The sequence below is a fragment of the Pseudomonas sp. AFG_SD02_1510_Pfu_092 genome, from assembly GCF_003331055.1.
GTDB lineage: Bacteria > Pseudomonadota > Gammaproteobacteria > Pseudomonadales > Pseudomonadaceae > Aquipseudomonas.
On sequence record NZ_PUQD01000129.1, the window covers coordinates 1 to 932 of the forward strand.

The window sequence follows — 932 nt, forward strand, 5'->3', positions numbered from 1 at the left end:
AGGTCGAGGGGTTTGCCCAGCCAGTCGCCGATGATGGTCAGGCCGAAGGCGGCGTAGCGTAGGGTGGTGCCAATGGGTAGGTTGTGGCCATCGCTGACACCATAACCATTATGAATGCCCGCAAAAACAGCCTGATAAAAGGGCTGAATCAGTTTGAATTGGCCAATTGCCACTGCGCATAAAATGAGCTGAGTGATTCCGTCTAGATCGCCCGTAGCGATCTCTTTAGTGCCCTCACGTTTTTTTATCTGGATGGCTTCAGCGACTAGCATTTGCGTAATGCCAGAAATGAAATCCAATGATGCTGGCCCGTAGGGGTGTTGTGGCGCGAGCTGTAAACCTTGTCCAACATTGTTCATGCCGGTTCTGAAAATTTGATTGCAAGCGATACCGATCACTTCGCCAGTCATGATGTAAGTGGTCAGCATGTCGCACCTTACGTATAAACTTTCAGCTGCCCAATCATTTATCTTTCTTAAGCTGATCTTGAGTCGGTCTTTTGTCTGGTTACTCATGTTAATTCCAGAAATTGATTTGTATTCCGTTTCGGTGTCCGGCAATGGTGTTTAGATGACCTTTCGAATCAAAGAATACTTGCGCATGGAGAAATGAGACTTTTCGCGAATCCAGACTGTCCTCGATTGCCTGGTGCTTTGCTGTAAAGGCGGGATCAATCTTAGACAGGCTTTCTCCCCAACCTTGTCGTTTTCTGCGAATTAGGTCCTGAATACGCTCAAGGTTGGCTTTACCTCCTCTTTTCTGTGTACTAATAAAACCAGGCGTCTTGCTCTTCCCCAGCGTCGTCTTCACCTCGATCACCAACAACGTTCCCGCCTCGAACTGCACCTCTTCCAGCGGCGCCGTCCCTTTCAGCCCATCGATGTGATGCCGCATCTCCTGCGTCGTCGGATTTCGTACCGTCATCGAAGGGG

At 49.4% G+C, this 932-nt stretch carries 2 pseudogenes; both read right to left on the reverse strand.

What is annotated here, in order from left to right:
- A pseudogene (locus tag C6A77_RS25630) lies at positions 1–515 on the reverse strand (hypothetical protein); the annotation flags it as partial.
- Position 516: 1 nt separating this feature from the next.
- Positions 517–932 (reverse strand): annotated as a pseudogene (locus C6A77_RS25140) (hypothetical protein); the annotation flags it as partial.